Consider the following 26434-nt stretch of genomic DNA (forward strand, 5'->3'; position numbering starts at 1 on the left):
ACAGCGAGGAGCATCTTTCGTGCCCAAAATTATTCTGGTGGCCCTTGATTGCGGCACAGAGTTAGCAGATCTCGTCCTCCAGTCCCTCGATACATTAAACCTCCAGCCAGACACCCAGATCATCCTCTGCCATGTGATCCCAGTCGTAGCATCAGAGGGAGAACTGGTTGCTGATCGACCTCACGATCCAGATTTAGAGCAGCAATTGCAAACTTACCAGACAGATCTGTCCTGCCCCAGCCAGTTAGAAATGGTCGCGGGTGATCCGGCAGAAGAAATTGTTCGTTTGGCGCATATCTACAAGGCAGAGTTGATTGTCATTGGCAGTCGGGGACTCACGGGATTGAAGCGGATTTTGCAGGGGTCTGTCAGTAGTCAAGTGGTGGCTGATGCCCCCTGCTCCGTGTTGGTGGTGAAATTAAGTGAGCCTGGGGTGGTGTTTAACGGGTGAGGGAGTCCGTCAGGATATAGAGGTTGGGGCAATAGGGGGAATTGACTGCGGGTGTGGCACACTGACTGGTGACGGCAATACTCTCAACATTCTGTAAATCCACCAACCATTGCACGGGTCTGCCACTCATCACAGGTTTGGTTTGGTAAATTTTGCCATCTCGGTAGATGGATACCAGAATACTGGTGACCTCATCGACATGAAAATCTCCATCCTGGAGGCCAACCGTTAAGGTCAAGGTTTTTAAGGGCGGGGCACTGCCAATGGAATTTAAGTTACAGACGACCTCAGCAACTTCACTCTGACGCAATCCATAGTCTAAGGAGCGGCCCATGTAAGCGACAGTATCGTAGTACTGACGACCAATGGAAATGGGCTGTGCTACGTGCCAATAATCGCCGATGCCCACCCGAGTACAGGTGAGGTCTGAAAGCGTAAGTGAGTCAGGGGGTTGCGCGTGGGCGAGGGGGGGAACTGCCCCCACCACAAGGGGAACTGCTAGACCGACAACCGTACTTGAGACAATGCGACGCAGATTCATAGGGCCTCCATGCAATGACCTGAGGTTGAGATAGAGCGTTGGTCAGGTAGCTTAGAACCAGCCTCTCAAACGCCAATACTGAGAGGCTGCCTGACATACCATTGCCCAAAGCTTTGGGTGATGGCTATAGGACTGGATTGGCTGATACGTCTACCATCATGGCAAAGGAAGTAGATAAAATGTCCATTTCTACCCCATCACGATTGCCAATCGGCATCTGTTCAAGAGAAGTTACGCTGGGATTCAAGGATGTATCAATGAAGATTCATCCCGTACGCCAGCTTACCGCCTGTTTTGGGGAAGACTGAGGCTAGACCCCCCCGCGCGGCTGGCCATGAACCCCCTTTGCACCCACCCCGGTAAATCTGTGCCGACTGATCTGCGTGCTCCCCTCCAACTCAGGTTTTCAGGCTTCTGCAACCGTTCTCGGTTGTGGGGGTTGGTGCTGTTCAGTAGTGATGGGCTGGCCCTAGCGCTGTCCTGGAAATTGGCCGCCACCTTGAACCGCCCCTATTTACCTCTGCCCCCCCAGTTGGTGTGGTGGGATTGGCTAGGATTACCCAGTTTATTCTGGGTTTTTACAGCCATGACACTGGTGGTTCTAGCCTGGCATGGCTTTTATAGTTTGCCTGCCCAAGGAAAAAGCTACGTTCGAACCGGACAATTGGTGAGTCTCATGTACTTACTAGCCTTGGTGTTGCAGTACTTCTATGACCCCAAGTTAGACCCTCCGCGATCGCTATTTTTTACCGCCTGGGTCAGTAGTGTGGTGCTGATCGTTGGCATGCGGCTACTGACAACCCTGCTGCTGCGACAGTTGATGGGGACAGCGGTGAAAGTGTTTTTAATTGCCCCCGCAGAGCGATTGACACGACTGGCTAAAACTTTAAAGCGCCATCCCCACTATCAGGTGGTGGGAGCGGCCCTAGCGACAACGGTGAACACCCCGGCCACCCTTGAGGCAATTTTGGCGGCTGGGACAGAAGAGGTACTGGCGGAGCAATTGCCAGAAATGGAATTGGCGTCAAGTTTCTACTGGCAGTTGCGCCGCTTTGACATTACACTGCGCCTAGTACCTACTAGCTTAGATACGCTTTATCGCCGAGGGCTGTCAGAGATTTTTGCGGGGGTACCCACCCTGCGGATCACAGCTCCGTTCTTCAATGGCTGGGACTATCGCTTGAAGCGATTGATCGACTTTTTGGGGGCATTGGTGGCACTGCTACTCCTGTCGCCTTTGTTGATCGGGGTGGCGATCGCCATCAAACTCTCTTCCCCAGGGGCGGTGTTTTTCTGTCAAGAACGGGTGGGATTGCATGGCAAGGTCTTCCAGATGTGGAAGTTTCGCACCATGATTCCCAATGCCTCCGAGTGGCAAACCACCCTGGAAAAGCGCAACCAGACCCAAGATGGGATTATGTTCAAAATTAAGGATGATCCCCGGATTATCCCCGTGGGGCATTTTTTACGGCGCACCAGCATTGATGAACTGCCCCAGCTGTTTAATGTCCTTCTGGGTCAAATGAGCTTGGTGGGACCACGCCCTTTACCCCTGCGGGATGTGGAGCGGTTTGCTCCCTGGCACCATATTCGCCATCAGGTATTGCCGGGGATTACGGGACTCTGGCAAATTTCGGGGCGATCGCAGATTGCGGACTTTAATGAAGCCGCCCGCCTGGATCTGTACTACATTGACAACTGGTCGCTGAATCTGGACTTAGAGATTTTATTAGAGACGGTGCAGATTATCCTGTTTGGCCAAGGTGCCTACTAAAACCCGTGAGTTCAGCCGCAGATCGATATCATGGGGAAGAACCCTGTATGCTCGCCCAGGAGCCGCAATATGTTGGAGCTATATCAGTTTGAACTGTCCCACTACTGCGAGAAGGTGCGCCTGATCCTGGATTACAAGGGATTGGAGTACCGCAAAATCGACGTTACCCCTGGTCTCGGACAGCTGGATGTCTTTAAGCTATCCGGACAGCGCCAAGTTCCCGTTCTCAAGGATGGCAATCAAGTCATTGCCGACTCAACGGCGATCGCAAAATATTTGGAGCATCACTATCCCGATCGCCCGATTCTGCCGACCAACCCCAAACAACGGGGCCTCTGTTGGCTGATCGAGTCCTGGGCGGATCAGTCCCTGGGTCTCAATGGGCGCATTGCCCTGTTGAATACCATTAGTCAGGATGCTGATTTTCGCACCGCTCTGCTGCCCACCGCCTTACCAGAGTCCCTGAAATCTCTGGTTGGTGCTGTTCCCAGTGACGTGTTCAAAATTCTGGGGGCGGGGGTAGGGTTAACGCCCGAGGTGATCAAGGCCGCTCACACCGCCCTAGAACAAGATCTCGAAGCCCTGTGTTATCTGTTGTTGGGGGAAGAGCATGGCTACTTAGTGGCGGATCATCCCACCCTGGCTGATTTTGCCGTTGCTGGCATGAGTTTGTATTTCAAAATTCCCGAGGGCCCCTATCTCGATTTGCCCCCGGCTATCCGGGGGGATGGGGGTACCCGGTTTAGCGGATATCGGCACCTTTGAGCCGTTTTTTTAGTTGGCGCGATCGCCTGTATGCTCAATATCGCCGCCCCCTGGGTGATAGCAGTGACTCTGGCCCCACCGCAATTCCGGTGGATTAAGCAGTAACAAGTTCAAGACGGGGGCGAGGCAGCAGACGATACCATGAAATATTCATTGTCCAGGGAGGTGCGGACAAAGACTAAACAGCCTGCCTGGGTGATGGGTTGGTGGATGGAGCCGGATTGGGAGGAGATGCGATCTCCGGGGTAATAGACAACACCATCCAGTACTAGATCCCCTTCCAGGACAACAATTTCTTCGTCACTGCCATGGCGATGGCGGGGAAACACCACCCCCGGCATCGCCCGGAGAAATACACTGATCTCCCGTTTCTGTAAGTTTTCCGAAAGTTTGCCCATCCTCACTCCGGTGAAGGGATGCGGTTCCCAGAGCACCTGGGTGGATTGCTGGATTAAATCTCCCAGGAAGGTGGGTTGCTCCACCGAGTCAGCGGCGATCCGCTGCCATAAGCGACCCTTGAGATCAGGTGCCAGGGGGATGGGGGGAGCACTGTAGGCCAGGGCTGCAACCGTCCTTTGGTAGGCAGCTAATTCCGTTGCCAGATCGGGAACCGTCGCCATCACAACCGCCAACTCCCCTGCCTCCGTGTCATTGAGGAGGTTGAGGGCGTGGAGGGCGGCTAATTCACTCAAGGCATCCCGGTTTTCCATGGAAGTCTATTGGCAGGGGGCTAGGTGGGTGATGGTGGCTAGTTGCTTCATCTTAACCTGCTCAATTCATCTCATCGGGGATTGCTAGGGTCAAGCGTAACTTGCTGAGTCCCAGACGAATTCGGGTTTTCACGGTGCCTAAGGAAGTTCCAGTTTGGGTGGCAATTTCAGCGTGGGTCAGCCCCTGATAGTAAGCCAGTTCGATCACCTGCCGCTGTTCCGCAGGCAATTGGGTCAAGGCCGACTGCACACTGGCACGACGTTCCAAGATCCAGGCCACTTCCACCGGGTCTAGCGGGGGCGACTGAAGTTGAGTAGCTGTTTGGGAGGCCACCAGGCTTCGTGCCGATCGCTGTAACTTGCGTAGGCGATCGAGGGCGCGGCTGCGCGTCAATAGAAACAGCCAGCTATCCACCTGTCCCCGTTGAGCATCATAGCGCCCAGCTGTGCGCCAAACCTGAGTCCAGACATCCAGCACCACTTCCTCGGCTTCCTCCGCCGACCCGAGAATTTTGAAGCTCACAGCATAGAGGACGCGAGCATAGCGGTCATAGAGTTCTGAGAGGGCGGTTTGGTCGTGTTGGGCAATCCGAGCCAGGAGGGAAGCGTCATTGCTTGACGGCTGAATGGTCATCGAGGCGGACTGACATCTGCGAGAGAGGGTGATGCCATTTAATCACAGGATGACAGAGGCGGACAGAGGGTGGGAGGGTACCCCACAGGTTGTCCTCACAGCCTCAATCGTGAATAGCTGAGCCACGCCGCTGGTGCACTGTCAGGCAGAGGGCTACCAATGCCAGAGCCGCGATCGCCCCTGGAATTGCCATCAACGTCGTGAAAGTCTCTCCCGATTGTTGCAAGGCCGAGAGCAAGGCAGTGGACCCACCCAGCCCCCCAAACAGCAGTCCCGTTGCCAGACCAGCGCGATCGCGGGGCAACATCCCTAGGGCCAGGGGAATCTGGCTTTCAAACACCAAGCCAAAAGCACCCCCAGCCAGCAGCACCATGCTGCAAGCGATCACGGGGCTAGGAGCCAACGCTGCCCCTCCCAGGCAGGCGAGCGCCAAGGCCAGTCCCCCCAGCATCGTCAATGCCCCTCCGAAGCGCTCGATCACCCTCCCCGCCGGCATTGCCGCCACGGCAGACACCAACAGAATCATCGACGTGATCCATGGCGGGGTGACGCCAAGAGCGGGCTGGAGCAGGGGAGGAAACGTCCTCAGCAGCAAGTTACTCAGGAAGCCAGCACCCCATCCAATACCCAAAATACAGCCCATTTGCAGCGGGACGAGGGGCGATCGCCCCTCCCCAGCAGCGGGAAACAAATCACCGGGGGGCATGGTTTTATAGAGCAGGGTTGCCGCTACCACCAGGGCGATCGCTCCGAGCAGGAAGGTGAGGGAAGCCCCCACAGACTGGAGGAACATCGTCAGCACCGGGGCCAAGGCACCGATGAGACCAAAGACAACCGTGAGGGCCACGTTGGCTTCCGGGAGGGCTTCCAGGGGAGCCGCCTGCCGCAACAATGCGATGACGGGGCCACGAAACAAGATCATCGATGCCACCCAAATCGTCATCAGGACGGGGATGCTCCAGCGGATTCCCGTGGGAATCTGCCCCTGAAGCAGCAGCGCCACGGCCACAAAGATTAAACCAGCCAGGGTAACCCCCGTGGTAATCAGGGGCAGGCGACTGCCAAATCGTTGCTGCATGCGATCGGAGAGTCCTCCCACCCCTGGTTCAATCAAGGCTCCCAAGCCCCCCTGAAGAATTTCCAACCAAGCTGCCAGTTTGACAAAACCCAGATGCTGAAGAATTTGAGGCTGATACAAGCCGTAGGCCAACCAGCTGATCATCACGGCGGTGAGGACAGCCGATAATCCCCAAACTTGTCGCCAGCAGATGGGAGCGGTGGATCGAGAGGAGGGCATCGGCAATGGCATTGAATTCATCGCATCCATTGTGTCCTGTGACCTTCGCCAGCGGCGGCTTGGTTAGGGAAAGTTAGCAGTCGATACTAGACCTTGAGAATCCAGCTATTGCGGGTCTCGGCACTGATAAAGGCCGCTGGTACCACCACCAGATCAACCCCTAGGGACTTAAATGCAGCCCGGATAATCGTGGCATGACTGGCTTCATTGGAGCCAATACTGGCTCCGGCGGTAATCAGGGCCGGGGTTTTGAATCCCGCAATCTCAGTGCCGTAGGCGATCGCGGCATCGGTTTCTAAGGCCAACGCTAACTTGGCAATATTGACATCCGAGTCTAGTCCGCCTTCCTGACGACTGAGATAGGAGGAGAGATCATAGCTAGACTCCGCCATCACCGGGGTGCCCCCCGAACTTGCTGACGACCATAGCCAACGTATCCCGGTGTTTTTTGTGATCCCCTTGATTGGCTAAGGCAATACTGAGCACGGCTTTACCGACGGCGGTCTCCGTCAGCTTGCTGGCCGCCGCACCGTAGGCCCAGATGGCTTGGTGCTCATAGAACAGCGCTTTGTTGAGAATTTGGATGTCATGCTGTGGATCGCCAGCGGGGCTGGCAGCCACCCGGTTCCCCCAAAAAGGGAGTCCAAAGGCACCCGCCGCACCCACCGCAGTTCCCACCGTGAGCAGGTTGCGGCGAGACAATCCCCCAGAGCGACGGGGGGTGCTAGCCAAAGGGGCATGTTTACGATTCATAGTCCTCTCCTGAACAATAAAAAATAGGCAGGTAAAAGTTGCACCAAGCCCTCCTAGCTCTGTGCTTTCCACCAACTTCAGCTGCGTCAGTCACCCATCTGAAGGGATATACAGGGATATACGCTGACTCCACTCAGTTGGATCTATGGATTTTTAGGCCACCCACTGCTGCTGGGCAAATCGCAGGGCAAAACTCGCTAGGATGATGGCAAAGAAGATCAGGGTGGGGTAGCCCCATCGAGGATAACGGGCGAGCAAAATCCCCAGGGCGATCGCCCAGGAGACAACCCCATAGGCAATCCGATTCAGGGAATAGGTACTGCCCGAGCTAAGAATCAGGGCTAAGGCGCAGTAACCATAAATCAGGACAATGGGACGGAGGGATTGACGACTCTGCCACAGCAGATAAGCGCCTCCAAAAATTGCCATAGCATTCAGCCAGGAATCCCCCCCCAGAATCCACTGCAATAACACCAAGCCACAGAAACCATAGCCCGTCGAGCCTCCCAGGTGGGTGCGAAACTTCAGCAACAGCCCAGCGGCGGCAATGGTCAGGGTAAACAATAGGGGATGGAGGGGATCTTTGACGGCTCCGGTGAATCGATCTACGGGGCCACTGGTCACCTGGGAGATTAACTTCAGCCAGCCCGCCCAATCAACGCCAAGGGCTGGTCTCCAAGCCTTCTGAGCATGGATAAATGCCAGGGGATCTCCCAATCGCAACCCACAATAGACACTAAACAACAACACCCCCGTTACTGCTGCCCCTCCTGCCAAGTAGGCGATCTCGGGTCGTCGTTCCCGCCAGGCGACAATCCAGAAAGCGGGCAATAAGGCCAATCCCGTCGGTCGGGTCGCCGTCGCCAAGGCTCCCCAAAGGGCAGTCTGCCCATACTGCTGGCAATCAAAGGCTCGCAGCGCCGCTGTACTCCATAACAGAAACAAGCCTTCGGTGTAGGCCACGGTGCCAAATAGGGACAGGGGGCACCAGGCTAAAACCGCCGTGGCCCAGCGAGCAGCGGCCAGCCCATGACGCGCTGCTACCCAGCCATAGACAAGGCGCAATGCCCCCCAAAAGGCCAGATTATTTACCAAGGTGCCCGCCACTGCAAAGGGCAGTCCCAAGGTCATCACCCCTCGACTCAGCAAGGGGAACAGGGGAAAAAACGGCAGCGAAGGGAGCCGTGGAATGTTCATATCCTTGGGTGGCAATCAGTTGGTAGAAAATGCCATCCCGAGTGGACGAAGACCTCCCACCCAACCTTAGGGGTGACCCCTCCCGGTGGGACGGGCAGGGCAGGGGCTACCCACAACAAGACACTGACAATCAGCAGTCGACTCAACAACCACATACTGCCAACAAACCCCCAGGGGTGGTGCCAAGATTGTCTCAGCCAAGACCAAGAGCGACCTGACCAAGAGCGATGGGTACCTTGATGCTGGATACCCGCCGCCCCATCCGCCGTTGGGTTCACAGGCTCTGAGGATTCCGAGAGGGACATGGCAGGCTAGGGGGAGATGGCTGGGGATGTCGGAACCCCAAAGGAGGACTCTGCAACCATTCCGAGGGCACCCATGGGTTTGGCAGTTTCACCATTGGCGGCAATCATCACCCCCCCCGCATTCCCCGTTCGGATCAGCAGTCGTTGTTTGGCCTGCCAGACCTTCTGCGTTCCGGCGGGGAGAATGCCTTCAAAAACGGTTTTGTCATCGGCCACCACGGACATCCAGGATTCACCCGTAATGATGGTCTTCACCTGCACTTGGCGAGGCACGGCTGAACTCGTGGTAGCTCCAGATGAGGTGGTGGGAACAGGGGGGCCGGAGGGAGGGGAGGGGGGCGTAGCAACGATTGTTGCTTGAGCCTGATTCTCGGTTTTTGGGGTGGCTTCGGGGGTCGAATTCAGACGCACCGACAACCCCTTGACAGCCAGAATAATCACACCAATGTAAATTAAGTAGAGGTGAACGGGTTGTAGTTGCGCCGCAGGCAAATCGCGCCAAGACGCTTGCACGGGGCGGGGGGTGGCTCCTGTGGGAAACCCGCCCGCAATTGCAGTGCCATCGAGACCCAAGGCATCGGCAAACCGACGAATAAATCCTTGGATGTAGACGGGTTCGGGGAGTTGCTCCAGTCGTCCGTTTTCGATCGCCTGTAACAAACGCATCTGAATCCTGGTTTTTGCCGCCACATCTTCCAAGGACAAAGACTGCGCCTGACGAGTTTGGCGCAGGTAATTCCCTAACTCTAGGAGCTTTTCAGACCGTTCCTGTTCGGGATGGCGGATTGTCTTGGGTTTGCGATTCCAGATCATATGCTACGTTCTTGCCCCCAACACGATCATGAACCGGTGTTTGATTGATTTGTTGTCTTAAAAAACGAATTTCAGCGTTGGTGAGGCACCGATAATGTCCCTCAGGGAGAGACGCTAACTGAATCGCTCCAATGGCCGTGCGATGGAGTTGCACCACCGGATGGCCTAGTTGCTCTGCTACCTTGCGAATTTGGCGATTGCGACCTTCATGGAGAATGATATGCAGCAGTGTCTGACCGATTTGGCGTTGAACCACCTGCACCTCAGCCGGGAGCGTTCGCTTCCCAGAGAGGAGGACACCCTGCCGCCATTGCTGGAGTACCGGTTCTGGTGGCTGACCCTGAACCCAGACCCGATAGGTTTTGGCAATGTGATGGCGAGGATGGGTCAACCCAAAGGTTAAAGCGCCATCATTGGTCAAAAGTAATGCCCCGGTTGACTGGTAATCGAGACGACCCACCGGGTGAATTCCCTGACCTGTCCGCCAAGATTCTGGGAGCAGATCGAGCACCGTAGACCGATGCCAGGGATCGTGGCAGGTGGAAACCACCGCGACTGGTTTGTGCAGTAGTAAATAGACCGTTGCAGGACGATACAACGGCTCTACCGCCTGTCCATCCACCTCAATCCGATCTAGGTCTGGGCTTGCCTGTTGCCCCAATTGCAACACCACTTCTCCATTGAGGCGTACCCGCCCGTCTCGAATCATTTGCTCAGCCTGACGACGAGAGGCAATTCCCCACTGGGACAGAATTTTCTGAAGCCGTTCAGTCATGGATGAATCTGCCAGAACGCAGTATAGATCCAGGATAGCAGTGCAGTTTATGTATAAATATTACAGGATCAGGACTGTTCTCGCGGACTACGATCGCTGGGGTAAGTAGACCTGTAACCAGGCTCCCCCCGTTTCCGGATGGTTGCTGGCACTGACAATCCCCTCATGGGCTTCCACAATCTGACGGACAATGGCGAGTCCCAGGCCGCTGCCCCCATGGTTGGCAACGGTCGTTTCGGAGCTAGAGACGGGCAAAGCACTGCGAGTGCGGGAGGGATCGGCACGGTAAAAACGTTCAAAGACGTAAGGGAGATCACTCTCAGGAAAGCCACTGCCGGTGTCAATCACCTGCAAATGAACCAGCTGACTGGGACGATGGGATGACTTTGCCAGCAGCGGCGGGTGAGTAGCCTGACCCTTGGTTACTACGTCTAAGTTCGCTGAATCAGAGGTTTGCAGTTGCACCCGAATCGGGCGGTGGGGAGGACTGTACTTAATGCTGTTGTCTAATAAATTGAGCAGCACCCGATACATCCGGGGTTCATCGGCTTGGAGGCATAGGGATGCAGGCCCCTGATAGTCCAGGTACACCTGTTGCTGACGCGCCAAGGGTTCCAAGGTTTGCCATGCTTGTTGGATGAGGCTTACCAAATCCAAGGTCGTCAAACTCAGACGCTGGCGCATCCCCGATCTCAGTTCACTCAATTCCAAGAGATCTTGCACCAGGTTGCTCAGACGGGCAACCTCATCCAAGAGTCGATCAATCCAGGAACGATGCCCCGGTTCCACACGAGTTTGCAGGGTCTCTGCAACTAAACGAATCGATGTCAGGGGGGTGCGGAGCTCATGGGCAACGTCCGAAGCCCAGCGATCGCGCTGCTGGGTCAAGGTCAAGATCTCCTGCCGATTTTCCAGGAAGATGGCTACTCGTTCCTGGGACAGGGGAAAGCCATAGCCAGACAAGGGACAGGCCACCATCCGTGCCAAAGTGGAGGCATCGGCAGAAATCGGTTGAAACAGCCAATGACTCTGAGTTGCTTGTTGGGAATTGCGCGTTTGTTCAATCAGTTGATCCAGTTCATAGGAGCGCACCACCTCTAAGAGTAATCGCGGCTTGGTTTCCTGCATGACTTGCAGATTCAAGAGTTCAGCGGCGATCTGGTTGTACCAGATTAAACAGTTTTCCTGATCCACGACCAGACAGGCGATCGGTGCCACTTGAAGTATCTGCTGCCAGGATTGCAGCTGCATCTCTAGGGACTGGTATTGTTGCTGGGAACGGGCGATCGCCACAGACAACTGGGATATGAGGGAGAACTTCGGTTCCGGGTTTCGGGGTTGCAAGTTCCATAACATCACCCTCAGGCTGTGGTTGAGACGCCGCTGTTGCCATACCCAGCAGGCCAGTGCCATCGACAATCCAAGTAAAAACCCTAGGAGCACGTTTGGCCTCTACATCCAGTTTGTGGGGACAGAACTGGGATCGGAGCATCTCGCCAACTACCCAAATCGATACCCAAACCCCGCACGGTTTGTAAGTACTTGGGTTGGCTCGGATCGATTTCTAGTTTCTCTCGTAACCAGCGGATATGGACATCCACCGTTTTGCTATCTCCCATGAAATCGGGCCCCCAAATGCGCTCTAGAAGTTGTTCCCGTGACCAGACTCGGCGAGGATGGCGAATGAATAGCTCCAAAATCCGAAATTCCTTCGGGGAAAAGTTAATCTCTTCGCCCCGCACAGTGACACGGCACTCACTGAGGGAGAGGGCAATATCTTGGTGCCGAATCACCGCCTCAGCCGCAGGTAACGACACATGGCGATGTCGTCGCAACAGGGCTCGACAACGGGCGACCAGCTCTCGCATCCCAAAAGGCTTGGTGAGGTAATCATCCGCACCCACCTCCAACCCCACCACCCGATCCGTTTCACTCCCCCGAGCGCTCAAAATTAAAATTGGCACGCTACTGCCATCCCGACGAATCAACCGGCACAGATCTAAGCCATTGATATAGGGCAACATCAAATCCAGAATAATCACATCAAAGCTACCCTGCTGCTGCCCTCTGGCTTCGACGGTTGGAGCGATGGGGGACAGGGTGGTGCCCACAGATCGCTGGGGCAGACGCTCAGAACCAAACCGACTGGTTGACCCGCCCACGGCAGAAGTTCCCTCTCGATCTCGCCCATCTTCCAGGGTGCTGAGGAGGGAGAGGGCGCTGCGACCATCCACCGCCGTGACTACCTCATATCCTTCTTCTTGCAGCGCCAGGGCAATGGTTTCCCGGATCAGTTCTTCATCCTCAACAACGAGAACACGCCCTAACTTCAGCGTTGCTTGAGACTTGGTAGTTTCTGCTAGTAGCATACGTAAGGAGATTTCCCAGGGTTGTGTCTTGCGAGTCAGCCTAATTGTATCATCCTGGCTCTGACCCTAACGTGAAGATCTACCTATAGGTGCGATCGATCTGTGAGAATTTCGTAACCGCTCTCCGTTACCAACACCGTATGCTCAAACTGAGCCGAAAGCGCATTATCAACGGTGACAGCAGTCCAGCGATCGCCCAAAATCCGAGTAAACTTCGACCCAGCGTTGAGAATTGGTTCAATGGCCAAGGTCATGCCAGCCCGTAGCTTCACATTTGGTAACTGATGGGTACGGACATTAAACACCGAAGGTTCTTCATGGAGGTTACGCCCGACACCATGCCCCGTGAAATCTTCCACAATGCAAAAGCCGTGGGCTTCGGCATGATCCTGAATCGCTCCAGCAATATCCAGCAGGCAATTCCCGGCTTTGACCTGCTCAATGCCTTTGTAGAGACTGGCTTCCGCAACCTGAATCAGATGGGTAGCTGCGGGGGTGACGGTGCCAATGGCAAGGGTAATACAGGAATCACCATGGAAGCCCTCAAAGTAAGCGCCGGTGTCTATCTTTAAGACATCGCCCTCGCGAATGATTTTCTTGCGGCTGGGAATGCCATGAACCACTTCATGGTTGAGGCAAGCGCAGATGGACGCGGGGAAGCCGTGGTATCCCTTAAAACTGGGAGTTGCCCCCAACTGACGAATCCGCTTTTCGGCATGGGCATCCAAATCGGCGGTGGTCATGCCGGGTTGCACCCATTGGGCAAGTTCCTGGAGCACGGTGGCTACAATGTTGCTGGCCTGACGCATGATGTCAATCTCTCGTTCAGACTTGATCTCAACCCCTCGGCGGTGCTTTTTAATCGAGGGGCCTGGAGGGGATTGAGATAATAAGCTGCCGAAAATATTCATGGGGCAAGGAAAGGCGGGGAGGTAGGCAAATATCTTCTCTATTCTACTGGTTGGCTTCCATGGCTTGGAGCCTGGGGAGGGATGCTAGCAGGATGGTCTTTGACCAGCGTCTGGGCTGCCTGAGTAACCCGTTGTATTAGCTCTAGGTTGGGAAATGGAGTGGCGAGGTCAGCCCGCAACCACAGTAAGTATTCTAAATTGCCAGCTGGCCCCACCAAGGGTGACCAGGTTAACCCCTGGTAGTACCAATTGAAGCCTTGGGCGGCGGTCACCACCTGGGCGATCGCACGGGCATGCTCCCCAGCCCCTCGCACCACCCCATTTTTACCCACCCGTTGCCGCCCGACTTCAAATTGGGGTTTCACCAACAACACCACTTCTCGGGGAGGAATCAGCAACTGCCACAGGGCGGGCAAAATCTTGACCAAGGAGATAAAGGAGACATCCACCACCCCCAAATCCGGCGGGGGCTGCTCAGGTTCATACAGATCTGAGGGGGTAAGGTACCGCAAATTGGTGCGTTCTCGCAGAACCACTTGGGGATCGTTGCGTAACCGCCAGTCCACCTGTCCATAGCCGACATCAATGCCATAGACCCGCTGGGCACCCGCCTGTAACAAACAATCTGTAAACCCACCGGTGGAAATTCCCCCATCCAGACAGACCCGCCCCTTGACATCAATGGCAAAGACTTCCAGTGCTTTAGCTAGCTTCTCACCCCCTCGGGATACAAAGGGCGATCGCTGCTTCAGTTGAATTGCTGCCATCAGGTCAATTTCTGTGCCGGGCTTGTCAATCACCTGCTGATTCACCCGCACCTCCCCAGCACGAATCAAGCGTTGTGCCTGTTGCCGGGAGGTGCACAATGCCAGTTCTACCAGTCGAATATCCAGCCGTTGTTTTGCCACCATTGCCCCCAAAACATAAATTTAATCTAAAAATCTTCATCCGTTCAGTGATACCCTAAGAAATGGCAGTTTCAGTAGCGAAACTAGCTCCCAGTAACCTGAAATAGCTGACTTAAAACATATAGGCGTAGCATGGTCACCACTGTAGAAAAGGCAAACATTGGCTACATTACGCAGATCATCGGCCCAGTGGTCGATGTTAAGTTTTCTGCGGGTAAGATGCCGCAAATTTATAATGCCCTCGTTATTAAGTCCACTGACGAAGCTGGAGAAGACGTTTCCGTCACCTGCGAAGTTCAGCAATTGCTTGGAGATCACCAAGTACGGGCAGTTTCCATGAGCTCCACTGATGGCCTGGTACGGGGGATGGAAGTGATTGATAGCGGTGCCGCCATCACTGTTCCAGTGGGAGCTGCTACCTTGGGTCGGATTTTCAATGTCTTGGGTGAGCCTGTTGATAAGAAAGGCCCTGTTGACGTTCAAGATACCCTGCCCATTCACCGTCCGGCTCCCAAGTTGACAGACTTGGAAACCAAGCCTTCTGTGTTTGAAACTGGCATTAAAGTGGTTGATCTCCTGACTCCCTACCGTCGGGGGGGCAAGATTGGACTGTTTGGGGGAGCCGGAGTCGGTAAAACCGTGATCATGATGGAGTTGATCAACAATATCGCCACTCAGCACGGGGGGGTCTCGGTTTTTGGCGGTGTGGGGGAACGCACCCGTGAAGGCAACGACCTTTACAACGAAATGATGGAATCCGGGGTAATCAACAAAGATGACCTGGGCAGTTCCAAGATCGCCCTGGTCTACGGTCAGATGAATGAACCCCCTGGAGCTAGAATGCGGGTTGGTCTGTCAGCCCTGACCATGGCGGAGTACTTCCGGGATATCAACAAACAAGACGTGCTGCTGTTTATTGACAACATCTTCCGATTTGTCCAAGCGGGTTCAGAAGTGTCTGCCCTCCTCGGTCGGATGCCCTCTGCGGTGGGATATCAACCAACCCTGGGAACCGATATGGGCGATCTACAGGAGCGGATTACCTCCACGAAGGAAGGGTCTATTACCTCGATTCAGGCGGTTTACGTGCCGGCGGATGACCTGACTGACCCGGCTCCGGCAACTACCTTTGCCCACTTGGATGGAACAACGGTACTCTCCCGTGGCTTGGCATCGAAAGGGATCTACCCAGCAGTAGATCCCCTGGACTCTGCCTCGACGATGCTGCAACCTAGTATTGTGGGGGAAGATCACTACAGCACTGCGCGGGCGGTGCAATCGACGCTCCAGCGTTACAAAGAACTTCAGGACATTATTGCCATCCTGGGTCTCGATGAATTGTCTGAGGATGACCGTCTGATTGTTGCCCGTGCCCGTAAAATTGAACGCTTCCTGTCCCAGCCCTTCTTTGTGGCTGAGGTGTTCACCGGATCTCCCGGCAAGTATGTGAAGTTGGAAGATACCATCAAGGGCTTTAAGATGATTCTCTCCGGAGAGTTGGATGCCCTGCCTGAACAAGCCTTCTACATGGTGGGTGGCATTGACGAGGCGATCGCAAAAGCTGAAAAACTCAAAAATGCCTAAGCATACCTAGACAACCCTCAGCGGTTCGTGAAAGTTCTGTTGCCATGAACCGCCGAGGGTGGGACACTGACAGCTCATTGCAAGCAAGGAAGTTATGACGTTAACCGTTCGTGTCATTGCCCCAGATAAAACGGTCTGGGATTCAACTGCTGAGGAAGTCATTCTCCCCAGTACGACTGGACAGCTGGGGATTCTCACCGGACATGCGCCGCTCTTGACCGCTTTGGACACGGGTGTCATGCGGGTGCGAGCCAGCAAAAATTGGCTCTCCATCGCCCTGATGGGGGGATTTGCCGAAGTTGAGAACAATGAAGTCACTATTTTGGTCAATGGCGCGGAGCGCGGCGATGCCATCGATCGCGAAGAAGCTCGCACCACCTTTACCGCAGCGGCAGACCGATTTGCCCAAGTGCAAAGCACTGGCACTCGTCAAGAGCAAATCCAGGCAACCCAGGCATTTAAACGTGCCCGTGCCCGACTCCAAGCCGCTGGCGTTGCCGTTTCACTTTAGCGAAGGGTCGGCTCATTTTGTAGGGTAAAAAAGCTGGGAGGTTATTCCCAGTTTTATTGTTTTAATAGACCCGTAGGGATGAGCGAAATCGATTTGTAGTCTCTTGATGAGGAACTATGACTAGTATTCGGCAGGTTAAAGGCAATCCAGGAGCAGTTTGGGATGATTTGAGTTGGACGGACATGAGCAGTGCCGAACAAGCGCTTTGGGGAAGTTTAGGCTGGGACGAAGCCAGTTGGGAAGAAGACACTGATCCCCCTGCATCCGATGATCAATATTGGGAAGATCTGAGCAGCAAGGAGCGGCAGGCGGCGGAACAACTCGGCTACACCCAGGGGTCTTGGGACGACGAGTAGGAGGGGAGAAGCGATGGTTGCCTACAGGCATTGCGCTTGTGTCGGCAGCCCGCGTGGGGCAAGAGGACAGATCCCCCCTGGTAAGTAGCTAGGGGATGGTTCCAGTGGGCTGACGTGATCCCTTGAGGGATAATAGACTTCGAAGTAAATATGGTAGGGACTCGGCTCGTTATGGTAGCGGCAGGTCAGACTCAACACCCGACAACCCTTGGGGCGATGCTGGGAGAGCAGTCTAGTTGTGGCGAAGCGGCTACGCCAAGCACTATCTCAGACCTCTTGCAGCAACAACGAACCTTTTTCCAGAGTGGTCGTACCCAAGACCTGCGGTTTCGGCTCCAACAACTCCAAGCGCTGAAGCAGGCGATCCGGGAGCATGAACCGGAGATTCTCCAGGCACTCCGCGTAGATTTGCACAAATCAGAGTTTGAAACCTACGTGACAGAAATTGGAATTAGTGTGCTGGCGGAGATTAACTATGCGCTGAGGCATCTGACTACTTGGGCAAAACCTCAATCTGTATCTGTGCCCTGGCAACAGTTTCCGGCAACGGCTCAGATTTATCCTGAACCCTTGGGCGTGGTACTGATCCTCAGTCCCTGGAATTATCCCTTTCAGCTAGCCATGGCCCCGCTAGTGGGGGCGATCGCCGCTGGCAATTGTGCCATTCTTAAACCCTCAGAATTAGCGGCTCAAACCTCCTTGGTTTTGGCAAGCATGATCCAGAAAACCTTTGACCCGGCCTACATTGCTGTGGTGGAAGGGGGAGTTACAGCCAGCCAAGAACTTCTGGCAAACCGCTTTGATCACATCTTCTTTACGGGTAGTACGGAGGTGGGCAAACGGGTGATGACGGCTGCGGCAGCCCATCTTACGCCTGTCACCCTAGAATTCGGGGGGGAAAAGCCCCTGCATTGTCGATGCCACCACTGACTTAGAAACCACCGCCCGTCGGATTGTCTGGGGGAAGTTTCTCAATGCTGGACAGACCTGTGTCGCTCCAGACTATCTCCTAGTCGATCAGACCATTAAGCCCCAGTTGGTGGCAGTGCTCCAACGGATGATTCTTGACTTCTATGGCCATGATCCAGCTCAGAGTCCGGACTTTGCTCGAATTATTAGTCAACCTCATTTTGATCGCCTCTGCCGCTATCTCCAGGATGGACAGGTGATCAGCGGCGGCCAAACCCATGCCAGCGATCGCTACATTGCTCCTACCCTCTTAGATCAAGTGTCCTTGACCTCCGCGGTGATGCAGGAAGAAATCTTTGGCCCGATTCTGCCGATCATCCCCTATCAAACCCTGGAGGAGGCGATCTCCCTAGTGAATCAATATCCCAAGCCCTTGGCGCTGTACCTTTTTACCACAAACGCCCAACATCAAGCCCAGGTCTTACAATCAATTTCTGCTGGCGGTGTTTGCATCAACGATACGATTATGCACATTGCCCTCTCAGAACTTCCCTTTGGTGGGATCGGTGCCAGTGGCATGGGGCGGTATCACGGCAAAGCCAGTTTTGATACCTTCTCCCATTACAAAAGTGTGCTCCAACGGGGCCTGTGGCTCGATTTTCCTTGGCGCTATCCGCCCTACCCAAATAAACTGCCGATCATCAAAAAGCTCATGGGCTGGGGATAACCCTATCCCATCGAACCTTAAGTGAACTCTACTATCCAATTGATTGCAACTCCCCGTTTCCTATGGCTGCAAAGATTCCCGTTACAATTGTCACTGGCTTCCTCGGGAGTGGCAAAACCACCCTGATTCGCCATCTCCTCCAACAGAACCAGGGTCGCAGAATTGCGGTGTTGGTGAATGAATTTGGTGAGTTGGGCATTGATGGAGAGTTACTCCGAGCCTGCGAGGTTTGTCCAGAAGCAAGTCCTGCCGATGAAGCTGCCGTCAGCAATATTGTAGAACTGACCAACGGTTGCCTGTGCTGCACCGTCCAGGAAGAATTCTTGCCGACGATGCTGGAATTGCTGAAACGGCGCGATCGCCTCGACTGCATCTTAATTGAAACCTCGGGGCTGGCTTTGCCAAAACCGCTGATTCAAGCTTTTCGATGGCCGGAAATTCGCCATGCTGCCACGGTGGATGGGGTGGTGACCGTCGTCGATTGTGAAGCGGTTTCCGTCGGTACCCTCGCCACTGACCTACAGGCACTAGAGGCTCAGCGGCAAGCAGATCCGAATCTGGATCATGAAACCCCCCTCCAAGAACTGTTTGAAGACCAGTTAGCTTGTGCCGACTTGGTGATTTTGAACAAAGCCGATTTGGTGGATGCGGCTGTGCAAGCTGAGATCATCACCCGCATTCAGCAAGAACTCCCGAGAGCGGTCAAAATTGTCTCCAGCAAATATGGGCAGTTGTCACCAGAGTTGTTGCTGGGATTCCACAGTGCAGTGGAAGATAACCTGGCTAGTCGTCCTAGCCACCATGATCACCTGGAGGGGGAGCATGACCACGACGACGAGATCACAGCGACCCATGTTCTGGTGAACGATAGCTTTGAACCCCAGCAGTTGCAACACTGTCTCCAATCCCTGGTGGCGGAACAGGAGATCTATCGTATTAAAGGCTTTGTGTCGGTTCCTGAGAAATCCATGCGGTTGGTGCTCCAAGGGGTAGGAGAGCGATTTGAACAGTTTTATGACCGCCCCTGGTACCCGGAAGAAATGCGGCAGACCCAACTGGTTTTTATTGGTCGGGCATTGAATCCGCAACAGATTCAGCTTCAGTTAGAATCTCTGGCGATCGCTGAAGCGGCACCCAGACTTTAGGAACTCCCCAATCGATAGAAACTGGGTCTAATCACGTTAAGATAGAAAGCCATGCTTGGTGCTGACCAGGGATATCCGCATTCAGAATATGAAGCATACATTGTCTGTCTTAGTTGAAGACGAAGCAGGGGTGCTGACCCGAATTGCAGGTCTATTTGCCCGTCGTGGTTTTAATATCGAGAGTCTGGCAGTTGGCCCTGCAGAACAAGTGGGGATTTCTCGAATTACCATGGTAGTTCCCGGCGATAATCGGGTGATTGAGCAGTTGACGAAACAACTTTACAAACTGATTAATGTTTTAAAAGTCCAGGACATCACAGAGTCCCCCTGTGTCGAACGAGAATTGATGTTGCTTAAAGTCAATGCTGACAGCGCCAATCGCTCTGAGATTGTGGAGCTAGCGCAAATTTTCCGAGCGCGGGTGGTCGATGTTGCCGAAGAGTCTTTGACCCTAGAGGTGGTGGGTGATCCGGGGAAAATGGTGGCGATCGTCCAGGTTTTAAATAAGTTTGGAATTCGAGAAATTGCCCGCACGGGCAAAATTGCCCTCACCCGTGAATCAGGGGTAAATACAGAATATCTCAAGTCCCTGGAGTCCAAGGTCTAAACAGGCAGGGAGAGAGCACAATGATAGCGATCTCTCTCTCCATACCTATCGCAACTCTCCAATGAAGGAGATATAGCTCCTTGGTTAGACGCCAAGAGCTAAGAGGCTATTTATAAAGTAAATTTTTAGGCGGTTAATCGTCGCAGCATAATCCGCGTCATTGCCGCATAAATGGCAGTCTCACTCATTTCCGGCAACCGCTCATAATCTTTACTCAGCCGCCGAAACCAATTGAGCCATCCAAATGTCCGCTCCAGCACCCAGCGCTTGGGCAACCGCTCAAAGTACTCGGTGAGCTTTTGCCTCCCCTCCACCCGAGCTTGCAGCATCAACCCCACGACGAGGGCAAACTTATCCCCCCCTATCCCCTGCATCTACCCATCATACTTCCACCTGCTCAAGCACTTCGGGATGCTCTGCCACTAACTCCATCAGGGCATACGCCCCTAAGACCCGTTCCCCCCATTCGCTTAGGCAACAACGACTTTCAACAGCAGTCCCAGATTATCCACAATCACCTGCCGCTTGCGCTCTTTCACCCCCTTACCGCCATCAAACCCCTACACCTCCCCCTTGTTTCTGCCGTTTTCTCCGACTGGCTATCGGCTGCAATCGCTGTGGGTTGCGGGCATTTGCCCATCTGCTCTCGCACTTGGTCACGCAGGGTGTGGTTGAACTGCTCCCACAACCCTCGGCGTTGCCATTTGCGGTAGTAGGAATAAACGGTTGAACTCGGCGGATACTCCTTGGGTAGCATCTCCCATTGACAGCCGCTTTTCAATTGATAGTAGATGCCGTTACAAACGCCTCTCATGTCGGTTGTGCGGGGACGTCCACCCGATTTCCCAGGCGCAATCAGAGGGGCTAAAATTGCCCATTCTTTGTCACTTAGAGGATGTTTTAAAAGGGTCGTCTTGAGCCTCAAATACGACTCAGTGGTGCAATCTAAAATCCATAAACCCTGATTCTGTCGTAGCGGTCTCTAGGTGGTCTGAGTGGTTGGATACACCCAGGAAGACTTTTAAAACATCCTCTTAGGTCACTGAAGTAGATGGGTTCGCTCATATCGCTGCTCTCAACTGGGTGTTAGCAGTTTATTCCCCTTCTCCGCTCTCCCCTCTCGCTTTAGATTTACTTTATAAACACGCTCGCAAATCGAGATTCTTTGGAAGTTTTTGAAGATGCATCTAAAACTTGACCGATTAATTACCAAAAATATCAACGGCGTGACGATGCAAATCTACATGGTGTTGATTGCTTATCCGATTTTACAGTTGATGGAAATTCCGGCATTTTATGGGCAACGATTATTGGACAAGTTTCGCTATTTAAAATTAGAATTGAGCCGACGCTGTTCGATCATTCACTGGAGCTACGATCTACTGCCGGACACACTTGTTAAATGAAATGTGAAGTTTTATCTCTGGATTCAGCACTTCTGGTTTTAAACCAGCCTATTTTTACTAACATTTTATAACGTATTTAATCAATTCATGCATTAAATGAAACAATCGCCGATCACACTGATCATAAAGTCAGAGTTGTTCATTCAGCGCACAGATAAACAGTTCTCAAATTCAGTAAGGAGTACATCATGAGCTTAGAAGAGAGACTCAAGGCAACTGCCATTAATATTGAAGGTAAAATTCAAGAAGCAGTAGGCGATCTAACTGGAGATCCCAAAGCTCAAACAGAAGGTCAAGCGAAACAAGCAGAGGCACAAGTTCGCCACACTGTCGAAGATGTAAAAGATGAAGTCAAAAAAATTCTTGACTAGTATCATGACTGGTATAGCAGTCCTAAGTCACTTGTAAATTTTGATTCCTTCTGAGTAAGGATTTTAGACAAATTTAAGTTACGACTCATTTAGGATTGCTATATATTACTGAATAATTATTAATAGATTAAGGAGTTGTGAAATTAGGTTGATGCCTCAGGGATTTTACCCCATTCAAGTTTCTTGTCAACCATTATTTCGTTTGTCTTTAATTCATTCGTAAAAACTGGCCGCACCAGACTTAGGTAATCATTATTATCCTAAAATTAAAGCTAATTCTGGGTGGGAATTTAGATAGAGCTAGAAATTCCGTAGAAGCTTATCGAACAGGGAATACGGATGGTAGGGATGATGCTACTACTTCGCTCGGCTCTCAACCGTTGCAGTTTTTTGGTGGCTATAAAAACTCAGATATCAATCAGTTAGTTTGTCGTAATTCCTAATCTTGGAGATTACTTATTTGTATTGATTTTAAATAACTTACATCGAATTTAGCTAGTTTCAAGCCTCAGCTAAGTAACCGCTATCCATCATTATTAGAAGTTTACGATGAAAGCACTGTTGCTCTACCCTCGGTTTCCTCAATCTTTTTGGTCTTACGATCGTGCAATGAAAATGGCCGGACTCAAGGCTGTTATTCCACCCTTAGGAATTCTGACCGTGGCAGCACTACTGCCCAAAGACTGGGAAATTCGATTTTATGACCGTAATGTCAGCCTAGAAACTGAGTCAGATTGGGAGTGGTGTGAGATCGTGATTCTCTCTGCGATGCTGGTGCAGAAGCCCGACTTCCAGGCATTGATTCAAAATGCTGTGAGGTTAGGGAAAAAGGTGGCAGTCGGAGGACCATATCCAACATCCGTACCCCAGGACGCTTTGGCTGCCGGAGCAGACCACCTAATTTTAGATGAAGGGGAAATGACGGTACCGCAGTTTTTAGAAGCATTGGCGCAGGGAGAATCCGGTGGTATCTACCGCTCCATAGATAAGCCAGATGTTACTACCAGCCCCATGCCTCGTTTCGATCTGCTACAAATAAATGCCTACTTCATGATGGCAATTCAGTTTTCTCGGGGCTGTCCCTTCAACTGTGAGTTCTGTGACATTATCACCCTCTACGGTCGTAAACCCCGCACTAAAGAGCCGAGGCAAGCCCTAGCAGAGTTGCAAGCCCTCTACGATTTAGGTTGGCGAGGTTCGCTGTTTATAGTCGATGATAATTTCATTGGCAATCAGCGGAATGTAAAACGTTTCTTACGAGAACTAATTCCCTGGGTCAAACAGCACAACTATCCCTTCACCTTTATGACTGAGGCATCTGTAAATTTAGCCGAGGATGATGAACTACTAGAACTGATGGCAGAAGCTCGATTTTATGCAGTTTTTTTAGGGATTGAAACCCCCGATCAGGACAGTTTACATCTTACAAAAAAGATACAGAACACCCGTAACTCACTAATTGATGCCTGTCGCAAGATCAATCAAGCAGGTCTATTAATCTATGCAGGTTTCATTTTGGGCTTCGATGGTGAGCGAGTGGGTGCAGGGGAAAGGATTCAAGTCTTTGTGGAACAAACCGGTATTCCCCAACCGATGCTGGGAATCCTGCAAGCATTGCCCAATACAGCTCTATGGAATCGACTCCAGAAAGAACAGCGCTTAATCGAAGGGATTGGAATAACTGAGACAGGAGATCAGAATACCCTGATGAATTTTTGTCCAACTCGCCCCATCGCTGAAATTGCTAAAGAGTACGTGGAAGGCTTCTGGATGTTATATGAACCTTCAGACTATCTCAGACGCTGTTTTCAGCAATGCCTCAGTATCAGCGTACAAAATAGTTGGCAACAAACGATGAAACTACCGTTGGATAAAGGATTACGGGTTTTCATCCAGTTGATTTGGCATCAAGGCCTCCGCCATCGTGAAATTCGAGGACAGTTTTGGCGACAACTCTGGATTATTTTACAAAGAAAGCCCCAGGTTCTAAATATGTATTTGGGACTATGCTTGACGGGTGAACATTTCTGGGAGTATCGCATTTTAGCCAGAGAACGCATCACTCAACAGCTAGGCTACGACCCTCTAACTGCCATATTGCTACCCGAGCAAGCCCCAGTATTGGCAAGATCTTAATAGACAACAACTGTTTGTAAACGCCCATTTAAAGCGATCACTGGGGATTCAATCTAAAGCGGTAAACGTAACCATCGGCGCAAAAAGTTGAGAAGGCGATCGCCCCAGGTCGGGGCATACAACGTCCGACTGCTCTGATGTTGCCATCTCTCAACTAACTGCCGTCCTAAGGGAGTGAGGCGAAAGCTATCGGTGAGTCCTTGACCGTCAACTTCCCGTCGTAAGACTCCTACCTGGATTAACCATAGCAGGTGATGTTCAACCGCAAATTCCGGCAGCACTTTAAGGGTGTAATGATGCTCGACCCCAGCCTCTCCTGCGATCGCCGAGAGTGCCACACTGGAGAACTGCATTTCTACAAATAGGTCTAAATCAAATGGCGCACACCGCAGGGCGCGATTAGCACGGGCAATGGTACGGGCAGGATATTCCATGGAGTGGCGAGTTAACAGCAGCACAGTGATCGGTGATCGAAGAACTTTTGTGCCTTAAGATACGTTTTTTCTCAAGGGGCATTGATACAAGTGTAGTGATATTGATCCAGGAACATCATCGTCTAGATGCATCCTGTCATCTATTGAGTTCCCTATCGCGTCAGATTGAACAATTAGCTATCAGCTTCTAGGGTTCCGACTTGAAATGAAGGCTTCATTGCTGGGAATGAAGTGCTTCGTGCAAGTGTCTGGTCCGAGAGAAGCAGCTTGCTGAGTCCTCAGTAAGCTACACGGCGGGAAAAAAGCCCGGGAGGAACGCGGTCGCAAGGCTGTTCTGAGTTCGTCCGGGCTTTTGTTTTGGCTCCTGACTCATTAAAGCCGATATCTAACCTGCCATTGAGGTTCTTACCATGACAGAATCATCCGCTGACACGCCGAACTTCCAGCCCCCGATCACCGAAGCCGCCGAGGCTCTGCAACGAGAAGCCAGATTGCCCCTCACCGGGTGGCAGCAGGAGGTGAGTCGGGGCTTAGAATTTGGCCTCGAAGCCGCTGAGAGCATTCGCGATCGCTCCATTCCCACCGTTTTCGCCGGGGGGAGTTGCCCCACTACGCAGGCATTAACACCTTCTTGAAGGCTCCCTATTTAGAAGATGTTCGGAAGGTGGGAGAGTACGATGTCGCCATTGTCGGGGTTCCCCATGACTCCGGCACCACCTACCGTCCGGGAACCCGTTTTGGCCCCCAAGGGATTCGCCGAATTTCAGCCCTTTACACCCCCTACAACTTTGAGTTAGGGGTCGATCTGCGGGAGCAAATTACCCTCTGTGATGTCGGCGATATTTTCACCATTCCTGCTAACAACGAAAAGTCCTTTGATCAGATTTCCAAAGGCGTGGCCCATGTGTTTAGTTCCGGTGCCTTCCCGATTATTTTCGGGGGGTGACCACTCCATTGGCTATCCAACGGTGCGGGGCGTTTGTCGTCACCTCGGGGATAAAAAAGTAGGCATTATCCACTTCGATCGCCATGTCGATACCCAGGAGACTGATCTGGATGAGCGGATGCACACCTGTCCCTGGTTCCATGCCACCAATATCCGCAATGCCCCCGCTAAAAATCTGGTGCAGTTAGGGATTGGCGGCTGGCAAGTTCCCCGACAAGGGGTCAAGGTCTGCCGCGAGCGTGCCACCAACATCCTCACCGTTACCGACATCACAGAAATGGGGATCAATGCTGCCGTAGAGTTTGCCCTAGAACACGCGATGGATGGCACGGACTGTGTGTACATCAGTTTTGACATCGACTGCATTGATGCTGGGTTTGTCCCTGGCACGGGTTGGCCGGAACCAGGGGGACTGCTGCCCCGGGAAGCCCTTGCCATGCTGGGTAAAATTATTCAACGGGCACCGGTCTGTGGGCTGGAAATTGTGGAAGTTTCCCCCCCGTTACGACATCAGTGATATTACCTCTTTGATGGCAACCCGCGTCATTTGCGATGCCATGGCCCATTTAGTGATCTCCGGCCAACTACCCCGCCGACAAAAACCAGACTATATCCATCCTGAGGCCCAGCCCGAACTGCTGGATTCCTGATGCACGAGACCGACATGACCCAGGCGCTGATACTCACGGTTGAGGACTGGTGGCGATCGCAGCCACAGCAACCCCAGATTCAGGCGATTCATTTGACCGTCGGCCAGTTCACCTGCGTTGAACCCATGGGACTTCAGTTTGCCTTCGAGGTGCAAAGCCGTCAGACCGTTTTAGCGGGGGCTCAACTGGTGATTCACGAAACCCCACTGATCGCCTTCTGCCATGGGTGCGACCACGAGTATCGTCCTGAGATGGGGTTGCAGTACGCTTGTCCCCAATGTCAGGCTCCCATGGAAGAGATTCGTTCCGGACGAGAACTGAAAATCAATCACATTGAATATACCCAGTCCGGCGATCGCGATTGAAGCGGGGAACTGTCCCTCCGACGAGATGCCCCAGCTTTGCCGTCGTGATTGCTACCGTTTTTCATCCTGCCCCCTACCCCCTTG

The 26434-nt window shown here is 52.9% G+C and carries 24 protein-coding genes, 6 pseudogenes and 1 riboswitch; of the genes and pseudogenes, 14 read left to right on the plus strand and 16 right to left on the minus strand.

Features of this window, described 5'->3' with window-relative positions:
- Nucleotides 1-19: 19 nt before the first annotated feature.
- A complete protein-coding gene (locus DO97_RS06845; protein WP_036532007.1) occupies nt 20-451 on the plus strand; it encodes a universal stress protein in 432 nt (143 codons plus the stop codon).
- On the opposite strand, the gene DO97_RS06850 is transcribed toward DO97_RS06845, so the two are convergent.
- Nucleotides 441-992 carry a hypothetical protein gene (locus DO97_RS06850; RefSeq protein ID WP_036532009.1) on the minus strand — a complete coding sequence of 184 codons (552 nt, stop codon included), beginning with the start codon at nt 990-992 and terminating at the stop codon, nt 441-443. The genes DO97_RS06845 and DO97_RS06850 overlap by 11 nt on opposite strands.
- 334 nt (nt 993-1326) lie before the next feature.
- Between DO97_RS06850 and DO97_RS06855 the strand changes: the two genes are divergently transcribed.
- Nucleotides 1327-2766, plus strand: coding sequence for a sugar transferase (locus tag DO97_RS06855; RefSeq protein WP_036532010.1), 1440 nt, complete (start codon nt 1327-1329; stop codon nt 2764-2766).
- Between the two features lie 69 nt (nt 2767-2835).
- Nucleotides 2836-3629, plus strand: a pseudogene (locus tag DO97_RS06860) (glutathione S-transferase family protein).
- A 12-nt stretch (nt 3630-3641) separates the two neighbouring features.
- On the opposite strand, the gene DO97_RS06865 reads toward DO97_RS06860, so the two are convergent.
- The 13 genes and pseudogenes from DO97_RS06865 to DO97_RS06915 form a co-directional block, all read right to left on the minus strand.
- A complete protein-coding gene (locus tag DO97_RS06865; protein ID WP_036532011.1) occupies nt 3642-4241 on the minus strand; it encodes a cupin domain-containing protein in 600 nt (199 codons plus the stop codon).
- A gap of 61 nt (nt 4242-4302) precedes the next feature.
- Entirely contained in the window at nt 4303-4875 is a 573-nt protein-coding gene (locus DO97_RS06870; RefSeq protein ID WP_036532012.1) for a sigma-70 family RNA polymerase sigma factor, read from the minus strand.
- A 103-nt stretch (nt 4876-4978) separates the two neighbouring features.
- The gene (locus DO97_RS06875) at nt 4979-6172 is read right to left on the minus strand and encodes an MFS transporter (RefSeq protein WP_036532013.1); all 1194 of its coding nucleotides are present in this window, start codon (nt 6170-6172) and stop codon (nt 4979-4981) included.
- Nucleotides 6173-6258: 86 nt separating this feature from the next.
- Nucleotides 6259-6564: a ferritin-like domain-containing protein gene (locus DO97_RS26095; protein ID WP_239651535.1), complete on the minus strand. Its 306-nt coding sequence runs from the start codon at nt 6562-6564 to the stop codon at nt 6259-6261.
- Nucleotides 6551-6925 carry a ferritin-like domain-containing protein gene (locus tag DO97_RS26100; protein ID WP_239651536.1) on the minus strand — a complete coding sequence of 125 codons (375 nt, stop codon included), beginning with the start codon at nt 6923-6925 and terminating at the stop codon, nt 6551-6553. Before DO97_RS26100 ends, DO97_RS26095 begins: the two co-directional genes overlap by 14 nt.
- A gap of 153 nt (nt 6926-7078) precedes the next feature.
- Nucleotides 7079-8122, minus strand: a complete 1044-nt coding sequence (locus DO97_RS06885) for a hypothetical protein (RefSeq protein WP_204368517.1) — start codon at nt 8120-8122, stop codon at nt 7079-7081.
- Nucleotides 8119-8427 carry a hypothetical protein gene (locus tag DO97_RS24965; RefSeq protein ID WP_204368518.1) on the minus strand — a complete coding sequence of 103 codons (309 nt, stop codon included), beginning with the start codon at nt 8425-8427 and terminating at the stop codon, nt 8119-8121. Before DO97_RS24965 ends, DO97_RS06885 begins: the two co-directional genes overlap by 4 nt.
- Nucleotides 8428-8433: 6 nt before the next feature.
- Nucleotides 8434-9240 (minus strand): helix-turn-helix domain-containing protein, encoded by an 807-nt coding sequence (locus DO97_RS06890; RefSeq protein WP_036532015.1) that lies wholly within the window; start codon nt 9238-9240, stop codon nt 8434-8436.
- Complete coding sequence (locus DO97_RS06895) at nt 9185-10015, minus strand: pseudouridine synthase (RefSeq protein ID WP_072016387.1); 831 nt, start codon at nt 10013-10015, stop codon at nt 9185-9187. Before DO97_RS06895 ends, DO97_RS06890 begins: the two co-directional genes overlap by 56 nt.
- Before the next feature lie 87 nt (nt 10016-10102).
- Nucleotides 10103-11428 (minus strand): sensor histidine kinase, encoded by a 1326-nt coding sequence (locus tag DO97_RS06900; protein ID WP_036532016.1) that lies wholly within the window; start codon nt 11426-11428, stop codon nt 10103-10105.
- 89 nt (nt 11429-11517) lie between these two features.
- Nucleotides 11518-12384 (minus strand): annotated as a pseudogene (locus DO97_RS23015) (response regulator transcription factor); the annotation flags it as partial.
- A gap of 83 nt (nt 12385-12467) precedes the next feature.
- On the minus strand, nt 12468-13295 hold the full coding sequence (map, locus tag DO97_RS06910; RefSeq protein WP_036532018.1) for a type I methionyl aminopeptidase: 828 nt from the start codon (nt 13293-13295) through the stop codon (nt 12468-12470).
- Nucleotides 13296-13333: 38 nt separating this feature from the next.
- Nucleotides 13334-14203 carry a TlyA family RNA methyltransferase gene (locus DO97_RS06915; RefSeq protein ID WP_052128485.1) on the minus strand — a complete coding sequence of 290 codons (870 nt, stop codon included), beginning with the start codon at nt 14201-14203 and terminating at the stop codon, nt 13334-13336.
- Nucleotides 14204-14335: 132 nt separating this feature from the next.
- On the opposite strand from DO97_RS06915, the gene atpD reads away from it, so the two are divergent.
- The 6 genes and pseudogenes from atpD (at nt 14336) to ilvN (ending at nt 20042) form a co-directional block, all read left to right on the plus strand.
- Nucleotides 14336-15787 carry a F0F1 ATP synthase subunit beta gene (gene atpD, locus DO97_RS06920; protein ID WP_036532020.1) on the plus strand — a complete coding sequence of 484 codons (1452 nt, stop codon included), beginning with the start codon at nt 14336-14338 and terminating at the stop codon, nt 15785-15787.
- 94 nt (nt 15788-15881) lie between these two features.
- Nucleotides 15882-16298: an ATP synthase F1 subunit epsilon gene (gene atpC, locus DO97_RS06925; protein ID WP_036532021.1), complete on the plus strand. Its 417-nt coding sequence runs from the start codon at nt 15882-15884 to the stop codon at nt 16296-16298.
- A gap of 116 nt (nt 16299-16414) precedes the next feature.
- Nucleotides 16415-16654, plus strand: coding sequence for a hypothetical protein (locus tag DO97_RS06930; protein ID WP_036532024.1), 240 nt, complete (start codon nt 16415-16417; stop codon nt 16652-16654).
- 216 nt (nt 16655-16870) lie between these two features.
- A pseudogene (locus DO97_RS30870) lies at nt 16871-18290 on the plus strand (aldehyde dehydrogenase).
- 62 nt (nt 18291-18352) lie between these two features.
- Nucleotides 18353-19435 (plus strand): cobalamin biosynthesis protein CobW, encoded by a 1083-nt coding sequence (gene cobW, locus DO97_RS06940; RefSeq protein ID WP_036532025.1) that lies wholly within the window; start codon nt 18353-18355, stop codon nt 19433-19435.
- Between the two features lie 88 nt (nt 19436-19523).
- A complete protein-coding gene (gene ilvN, locus DO97_RS06945) occupies nt 19524-20042 on the plus strand; it encodes an acetolactate synthase small subunit (protein ID WP_036532119.1) in 519 nt (172 codons plus the stop codon).
- Between the two features lie 125 nt (nt 20043-20167).
- On the opposite strand, the pseudogene DO97_RS23020 reads toward ilvN, so the two are convergent.
- Nucleotides 20168-20967, minus strand: a pseudogene (locus DO97_RS23020) (IS5 family transposase).
- A 220-nt stretch (nt 20968-21187) separates the two neighbouring features.
- Here DO97_RS23020 and DO97_RS06960 point away from each other — a divergent pair.
- The 3 genes and pseudogenes from DO97_RS06960 to DO97_RS06970 form a co-directional block, all read left to right on the plus strand.
- Nucleotides 21188-21448, plus strand: a pseudogene (locus DO97_RS06960) (IS4 family transposase); the annotation flags it as partial.
- Nucleotides 21449-21636: 188 nt separating this feature from the next.
- Nucleotides 21637-21819: a CsbD family protein gene (locus DO97_RS06965; protein ID WP_036532033.1), complete on the plus strand. Its 183-nt coding sequence runs from the start codon at nt 21637-21639 to the stop codon at nt 21817-21819.
- A gap of 549 nt (nt 21820-22368) precedes the next feature.
- Nucleotides 22369-23955 carry a B12-binding domain-containing radical SAM protein gene (locus DO97_RS06970; RefSeq protein WP_036532035.1) on the plus strand — a complete coding sequence of 529 codons (1587 nt, stop codon included), beginning with the start codon at nt 22369-22371 and terminating at the stop codon, nt 23953-23955.
- 53 nt (nt 23956-24008) lie between these two features.
- On the opposite strand, the gene DO97_RS06975 is transcribed toward DO97_RS06970, so the two are convergent.
- Complete coding sequence (locus tag DO97_RS06975) at nt 24009-24389, minus strand: Npun_F0494 family protein (protein ID WP_156120481.1); 381 nt, start codon at nt 24387-24389, stop codon at nt 24009-24011.
- A 176-nt stretch (nt 24390-24565) separates the two neighbouring features.
- A riboswitch (guanidine-I (ykkC/yxkD leader) is annotated at nt 24566-24704 on the plus strand.
- A 95-nt stretch (nt 24705-24799) separates the two neighbouring features.
- On the opposite strand from DO97_RS06975, the pseudogene speB reads away from it, so the two are divergent.
- Nucleotides 24800-25985 (plus strand): annotated as a pseudogene (gene speB, locus DO97_RS30875) (agmatinase).
- Nucleotides 25985-26350 carry a hydrogenase maturation nickel metallochaperone HypA gene (gene hypA, locus DO97_RS06985; protein WP_036532039.1) on the plus strand — a complete coding sequence of 122 codons (366 nt, stop codon included), beginning with the start codon at nt 25985-25987 and terminating at the stop codon, nt 26348-26350. Before speB ends, hypA begins: the two are co-directional and overlap by 1 nt.
- The last annotated feature ends 84 nt before the right edge of the window (nt 26351-26434 follow it).

This window comes from Neosynechococcus sphagnicola sy1, from assembly GCF_000775285.1.
Classification (GTDB): Bacteria; Cyanobacteriota; Cyanobacteriia; order Neosynechococcales; family Neosynechococcaceae; genus Neosynechococcus; species Neosynechococcus sphagnicola.